General features: G+C 67.8%; 7 protein-coding genes and 1 pseudogene. 2 read left to right on the forward strand and 6 right to left on the reverse strand.

Features of this window, described 5'->3' with window-relative positions; translation table 11 throughout:
- Window positions 1-195: pseudogene (locus tag G3N99_RS32495) on the forward strand (ProQ activator of osmoprotectant transporter prop); the annotation flags it as partial.
- A gap of 500 nt (window positions 196-695) precedes the next feature.
- Window positions 696-1,757: a DMT family transporter gene (locus G3N99_RS32500; RefSeq protein ID WP_174943334.1), complete on the forward strand. Its 1,062-nt coding sequence runs from the start codon at window positions 696-698 to the stop codon at window positions 1,755-1,757.
- Between the two features lie 120 nt (window positions 1,758-1,877).
- On the opposite strand, the gene G3N99_RS32505 is transcribed toward G3N99_RS32500, so the two are convergent.
- The 6 genes from G3N99_RS32505 to G3N99_RS32530 form a co-directional block, all read right to left on the reverse strand.
- Window positions 1,878-2,243 carry a bleomycin resistance protein gene (locus tag G3N99_RS32505; protein WP_206124421.1) on the reverse strand — a complete coding sequence of 122 codons (366 nt, stop codon included), beginning with the start codon at window positions 2,241-2,243 and terminating at the stop codon, window positions 1,878-1,880.
- A 69-nt stretch (window positions 2,244-2,312) separates the two neighbouring features.
- Window positions 2,313-2,903 carry a nitrogen fixation protein NifQ gene (locus G3N99_RS32510; RefSeq protein WP_206124422.1) on the reverse strand — a complete coding sequence of 197 codons (591 nt, stop codon included), beginning with the start codon at window positions 2,901-2,903 and terminating at the stop codon, window positions 2,313-2,315.
- Window positions 2,904-2,987: 84 nt separating this feature from the next.
- Complete coding sequence (locus G3N99_RS32515) at window positions 2,988-3,413, reverse strand: TOBE domain-containing protein (protein ID WP_174943326.1); 426 nt, start codon at window positions 3,411-3,413, stop codon at window positions 2,988-2,990.
- Window positions 3,414-3,602: 189 nt separating this feature from the next.
- The gene (locus G3N99_RS32520) at window positions 3,603-5,102 is read right to left on the reverse strand and encodes an efflux transporter outer membrane subunit (RefSeq protein WP_174943322.1); all 1,500 of its coding nucleotides are present in this window, start codon (window positions 5,100-5,102) and stop codon (window positions 3,603-3,605) included.
- Window positions 5,099-6,094, reverse strand: a complete 996-nt coding sequence (locus G3N99_RS32525) for an HlyD family secretion protein (RefSeq protein ID WP_206124423.1) — start codon at window positions 6,092-6,094, stop codon at window positions 5,099-5,101. The genes G3N99_RS32520 and G3N99_RS32525 overlap by 4 nt, the downstream gene beginning before the upstream one ends.
- Before the next feature lies 1 nt (window position 6,095).
- On the reverse strand, window positions 6,096-6,308 hold the full coding sequence (locus G3N99_RS32530; RefSeq protein WP_011350409.1) for a DUF1656 domain-containing protein: 213 nt from the start codon (window positions 6,306-6,308) through the stop codon (window positions 6,096-6,098).
- Window positions 6,309-6,443 lie beyond the last annotated feature (135 nt).

Genomic DNA, 6,443 nt, shown 5'->3' on the forward strand with positions numbered 1-6,443 from the left:
GACGACGCCGCACGGGCGCGCCGGCTGAAGGCGCGCCGCCCCGGCAAGGGCGCGGCGCAAGCGGCCAAGGGCGCGCAGCAGCAGCCGAAGGCCGAGCAGCAGGCCGAGGCCGCCGCCGAGCCGCAACCGGCAAACGTGGAAGCGCAAGCCGACGCAGCGCCGCAGGTCGAGCAGCAAACGGCCGGAAACGAGTAATCGGCACCGCGCCGCTGCATACCGCACGGCGCGATCTGCGTGCACCTCGCCTGAGGTGCATGACACGACAGACTGACCTGCCTCGACCGAGGCAGGTCAGGACTGCTCCCACCGGTGCCCGACGTGCCGGGTCCTTACCAATTCCACTTCGCACAGACTACGCGACCGGACGACAATAGTTCGCCGATCGGTGCTGCATGGTCATTGTTTCGACTGCGTCGCTTGCGCATGGACGATACGTCCGTCCGTAATGCGGCAACGCTTCATTCAATTAATTCGTTTTCCTAAGATAGAGGCATGCCGGAACCCTCGACTGGCGCGTGGACGTTCGCGCCCGATCGTCGCGACATGATGACGCGCGATAATCTCGACGGGGTCGTCAGGTCGCGCACAAGCTGGCCGGTTGCGATGCAGCTTGCATTTCGAAAGGTCCGAAAAGCCGACTGCGACACGACCCGTTGCCACGGCTGGCGCCTTTCAACGTCAATTCAAACCGGATCATGCACTCGAGACATTCCGCGATTCTCGTCGCGCTCACCGCTGCCGCGCTGTTCGGCGCCGCGACACCGCTCGCCAAGGCGCTGATCGGTGCGATGTCGCCGTTCATGGTCGCCGGCCTGTTCTATCTCGGCAGTGGCGTCGGGCTCGGTATCGGGATCCTGCTTCGCCGCCTGCACAACCGACATGCGCCGATCGCAGACGCCGCGCCGCTGCAGCGTGCCGAGCTGCCGTGGCTGGCCGGTGCGATTGCGGCGGGCGGGGTGGCCGGTCCGGCTTTGCTGATGCTCGGGCTGTCGAGCACGCCGGCAGCGACGAGCGCGTTGCTGCTCAATCTCGAGGGCGTGCTGACGGCCGTCATCGCGTGGGTCGTGTTTCGCGAGAACGTGGATTCGCAGGTGTTCCTCGGGATGGTCGCGATCGTTGCCGGCGGCACGCTGCTGTCGTGGACGCCGGGCCAGGCCGGCGTGCCGGTCGGCGCGTTGCTGATCGTCGGCGCATGCCTGTGCTGGGCGGTCGACAACAACCTGACTCGCAAGGTGGCCGCAAACGACGCGATGGTCATCGCGTGCGCGAAGGGGCTGATCGCCGGACCCGTGAACATCGGCATCGCGCTGGCGACCGGCGCAACGCTGCCGGCTGTCCCGGTCACGGCTGCCGCGATGCTGACGGGGCTCGGCGGCTACGGGATCAGCCTCGTGCTGTTCGTCGTCGCACTGCGTCATCTCGGCAGCGCGCGCACGGGGGCGTATTTCTCGATCGCGCCGCTGTTCGGCGTCGTGCTGTCGCTGCTGATCTGGCCCGCGCTGCCGCCCGCGACGTTCTGGATCGCTGCCGCGCTGATGGCGCTCGGCATCTGGCTGCACGTTCGCGAACGGCATGAACACACGCACACACACGAGCAGCTCGAGCACACGCATCGGCATCGGCACGACGAACATCACCAGCATGCGCACGATTTTGCGTACGACGGCAACGAACCGCACTCGCATCCGCACGTGCATCTGCCGATCACGCACAGCCATGCGCATTTTCCGGACATTCATCACCGGCACCGGCATTGACCGCTTCATGCGCGGCGAACGACACGGATCACAAGGTGACCGTTTATGGGATGTGCGCCGCATCGCGCACGCACCTGTTCGCAGCGCCGCCCGAGCGCGGCCGCAACAGCGGCGATGCGCCTAGTCTTCGGTCTGGATCAACCGGATCAGCGAGCCGTCAGGATCGATCAGTGCGCCGACGGTGCCGCCCCAGGCTTCGCGTGTCGGCCGGTGCGCGCGTGGCCAGCCGGTTGCCTGCTCCGGAATGCCGGCTGCGAGCACGTCGTCGAAGAACGTGCCGACGTCCGCGAGCCGGAAGCAGCAACTGAACCAGCTCGTCGCCGGATCGAGTTCGGGGTGCGGAAAAAATTCCAGCAACAGGTCGCCGCGCTTGAGGATCATCCAGCCGTCGTCGCGCCAGGTTTCAGCGAACCCCAGTTTTTCGTAGAAGCGGGACGTGACTTCGAAATCGCGTGACGGCAGGTTGGGGCTCGCAAGGTCGGTCAAGGCGTTTCTCCAGATGGCGATGCGACGAATCGAATGGGTCGCCCGGGCCGCGGTGGCGGGTATCGCGGGTTATCGCGCGTGAGGAAAGCAGAAGCCGAAATCCTCGCAGCCCGGGCACCCGGGGGCCGGGCCCGGCGGCACATCGAGCGAGGCGGCCACTTCCTGTGCGAGGAATTTCTTCCAGCGCAGGTGAGCGACGTTGCGCGCGGCAAGCGTGGGGAAATAGCGATCGAGCATCGCGGATACCGCGTCGCGCCCGTCGAGCCCGAGATCGCGCCACAGATGATCGGGGCGCAGGCACGCATGCGCGATGATCGACGCGAGACAACCGGCGTCGTCGCGGTCGACGGCGGGATTCGCGTCGTTCATCAACCGCGCGTGCAGCGTCGCGACGAACGTCGCGTGGGTGGATGGCAGCAGTGCCATCGCGGCCGTCGGCATGAGCGCCGCGACATCGGCCGCAGGCAGGCGCGGAAACTGCCGCGTCAGCAGGCCGGCCAGCTGCGGATGAGACAGGCCGAGCAGCCTGAGTTCATTGCGGCGCGCGCGTGCCGCAACGAGTGCGCCGAACAGGTGTGCATCGGGCGTGTCGGCGCCGGCCGTTGCGGACAGCAACGACTGCAGTGCCCGTTGCCGAGCCTGATCGAACGCGGTTGTCATCGCGTGCATCCGACCGGCAGCCGCACGGCGCGATTCGCGTGAATGCGCCGTGCCAAACGGATCGCCATCGCGATCGTCATGCGTTCACTCGACGCCGACGATCACGCTCGATGCCTTGAAGATCGCGGACGCAGCCGTGCCGCTCGCAAGGCCGAGGCGATCGACGCTGTCATTGGTGACGATCGCGACGATCTCGGCGCCGCCCGCGGCCTTGATCACGACTTCCGAATTGACCGCGCCTTTCGTGACCGACGATACGGTGCCTGCGACGCAGTTGCGGGCCGATACCTTGCTGCTGTCGACGTCGACCATCACGATGACCGACGACGCCTTCACGAGTGCGAATGCCTTTGAGCCGGCGGCGAGGCCCAGCGAAGCCGCGCTGCCGTGGGTGATCACGGCGACGATGTCGAGGCCGTCCTGCGTGCGGAGCGTGATTTCGTCGTTGACGGCACCGGTCTTGACGGCGCTGACCTGGCCGGCGAAGTGGTTGCGGGCGCTGGTTCGCATGATGGATCTCCGAGTGGTTGCCGCCGAAGGTTCAGCGGCGAAAGATGAATGGAAATGCATCGGCCAGTTTACCGCCAACGTGGATGTTCGTCGTCCTTCGGATGCTATGGCGCGAATCAGGGAAACCCGCCACCACCGGGCGTTTCGCCAGGCATGCGTTATGTACTGAAGGTGATAACGCCCCCGTGATTACTCGCTTTTCGCGGGCGTCGCGGCAGCCCGCGTGGCGTCGGGACGGGCATCCGGTGCGGCGGCCGTACCCTCGGATTCCCACCCGCCGCCGAGCGCGAGGAAGAGCCGCACCTGGTCGGTCGCGACCTGGCCTTCGGCTGCTGCCACCTGCGCCTGCACGCTAGTGAGCGTGCGTGTGGCATCGAGATCGGAGATGAACGACTCGCGGCCGGCCAGATAGAGGCGATGCGTTTCGTCGGCGGAATTGCGCGCCGATTCGTACGCGGTGCGCAGCGCTTCCGTGCGCTGCACGTCGGCTGCGTAGGTCGCGAGGCTCGACTGCGTTTCGCGCAGTGCGTTCAGCACGACGCCGTCGAAGTGCGCGAGTGCGCCACCCGTCGCGGCTTCGGCCTCGCGCACACGCGCACGCTGCCCGTTGACGGGGAACGACCAGCTGATCAGCGGGCCGAACGACCAGCGATTCGTCGTGGACGAGAACAGGTCGGCGGCGACACCGACCGAGCCGGCCGACGCGCCGATGCTGATCGACGGGTACAGCGCGGCGGTCGCCACGCCGATCCGCGCGGTCGCGGCGGCGAGTTGCCGTTCGGCTGCGCGCACGTCGGGGCGGCGGCGCAGCAGCGCGGCGCCGTCGCCGATCGGAATCGGCTGGCGCAGCTTCGGCAGGTGCTCGCATTCGGCGACGGCCTTCGGCAGGTCGGCGGGCGAGCGCGCGAGCAGCGCGGCGAGCTGGTATTGCGCGACCTTGCGGCGGCCTTCGAAGCGCGGGATATCGGCGGCGAGGGTGCGCACCTGCGTCACGCCGCGCGTCACGTCGGTCTGGTTGCCGCGCCCGGCATCGCGTAGCCGCTGCGACAGCGCGACGCGCTGCTTTTGCAGCGCGAGCGATTGCTTCGCGACGGCCAGCTCGTCGCCGGCCGAACACGATTCGACGTACGCACGCACGACGTCCGCGACGACCGTGATGCGCGCCAGGTCGCCGGCGGCCCTGACGGCCTCGCTGTCGGCGCGCGCGGCTTCGACGCCGCGGCGCAGCTTGCCGAACAGGTCGATCTCGTACGACACGTTGATGCCGACCGTGCCTTCGTTGACGACAGGCAGCTTGTTCTCGAGCAGGTATTGCTCGGCCGATTCCTGGGCGCGCTGCACGGCGGCTTCCGCGCCACCCGAGAAGCCGCCCTGCTGGCTCGCGACTTCCAGCGCCGCGCGCGAGCGCGCGAGGTTGGCCGCGGCGACGCGCAGGTCGGTGTTCGACTTCAGCGCATCGCGCACGAGCCCGTCGAGCACGGGGTCGTCGTAGAGTTGCCACCAGTTGCCGGGCACGGCGTCGCGCGACACGAGCGTGCCGTTCGCATCGTCGAGCGCATGGTTCGCGAGCGGCGCATTCACGTACGCCTGCTGTGGCAGTGTGTAATCGGGGCCGACGGACTTGCACGCGCCGAGTGCGAGCGCAAGCGGCGCGAGCGTCGCGGCGAGGCGCAGACCGTGCCGCTTCATTGCGATGCTCCTGCTGCGCTGGCGGCGGCGCCGGAAGCCGTCGATACCGGCGTGACCACCGACGTAGTGCCGGCGGCTGCCGCCGAAGCACCCGCTGCCGGCTTCGCATTGTCCTTGCGGCGCGTATCGGCGTCGCGCATCGACACGGTCGCGGTACGGCCCGCGATCATCCGGAAATCGTCGGGCACTTCGTCGAGCACCACGCGCACCGGCACGCGCTGCGCGAGCCGCACCCAGCTGAATGCCGGGTTCACGTTCGGCAGCAGGTTCGCGCCCTGCGTGCGGTCGCGATCCTCGATCGCGGCGACGATGCTCTGCACGTGGCCGCGCAGCGCACGCGGCTCGCCCATCACGATGATGTCGACCGGCTGGCCGATGTGGATGCCGCGCAGCTTGGTTTCCTCGAAGTAGCCGTCGACGCGGAACGAATTGCGATCGACGACCGACAGCAGCGCGCGGCCGGCCGGTACGTATTCGCCGACGCGCGGTGCGCGGTCGTTCAGGTAGCCGTCTACGGGACTGACGATCGTCGTGCGCTGCAGGTTCAGCTTCGCGGTGTCGAGCGACACCTGCGCATCGGCGACGGCGGCTTCGCCCTGTTCGACGCGCGTGCGGCTTTCCTCGACCTGCTCGCTCGCGACCAGGTTGCCGAGCTGCAGATTGCGCGCGTATTCGCGCTTCGCCTGGGCGAGCGTCGCGCGGCGCTGTGCGAGCGTGGCTTCGGCGAGCCGTTCCGCGAGCGTGTAGCGGGCCTGGTCGATCACGAACAGCACCTGGCCGCGCTTGACCTCCTGGTTGTCGGCGACCTGCACCGACGTGATGAGGCCCGCCACGTCCGGCGCCACCTGGATCACGTCGGCGCGCACGTGACCGTCGCGGGTCCACGGCGAGAACATGTAGTAGTTGACGATGCGCCACAGCACGATGGCGGCCACGACGACGACGATCAGGGTGAGCAGGATTTGCCCTGCCGAGAGCCAGGTTTTTTTCACGTTAGGTAGCCACGAGATGGTGGGAAACGATCACGACGGCGGCAAACACGAATACATAGATGCCGAGGTCGAAGATCGAACGGTGCCAGACGAGGCGGTAGAAGCCGACGCGCTCGAGTACGGCGCGCACGACGATGTTGATCAGGTAGGCGATCAGCATCAGCACGAGCGGGGCCGGCACGAATACGCCGAAGATGTCGATTTCGCCGATCATGGTCGCGGTCGGAAAGACGAATGGGAAAGCGGGATCATGCGCGTGCTCCGTCCGGCGCCTGCGGCGGCTGCCCGGCCGCGGCCGGATACAGCGACAGGCGCAGGCCGACGAGCGCGTGCAGCGTGTCGCGCAGCC

Source organism: Burkholderia sp. Ac-20392, assembly GCF_017104585.1.
GTDB classification, from domain to species: domain Bacteria; phylum Pseudomonadota; class Gammaproteobacteria; order Burkholderiales; family Burkholderiaceae; genus Burkholderia; species Burkholderia lata.

What these genes read in the sequence shown, in the direction of transcription:
- G3N99_RS32515 (WP_174943326.1), bottom strand. Translation starts at nt 3,413, where the DNA reads ATGCGAACCAGCGCCCGCAACCACTTCGCCGGCCAGGTCAGCGCCGTC.
- G3N99_RS32530 (WP_011350409.1), bottom strand. Translation starts at nt 6,308, where the DNA reads ATGATCGGCGAAATCGACATCTTCGGCGTATTCGTGCCGGCCCCGCTC.
- G3N99_RS32520 (WP_174943322.1), bottom strand. Translation starts at nt 5,102, where the DNA reads ATGAAGCGGCACGGTCTGCGCCTCGCCGCGACGCTCGCGCCGCTTGCG.
- G3N99_RS32500 (WP_174943334.1), top strand. Translation starts at nt 696, where the DNA reads ATGCACTCGAGACATTCCGCGATTCTCGTCGCGCTCACCGCTGCCGCG.
- G3N99_RS32510 (WP_206124422.1), bottom strand. Translation starts at nt 2,903, where the DNA reads ATGACAACCGCGTTCGATCAGGCTCGGCAACGGGCACTGCAGTCGTTG.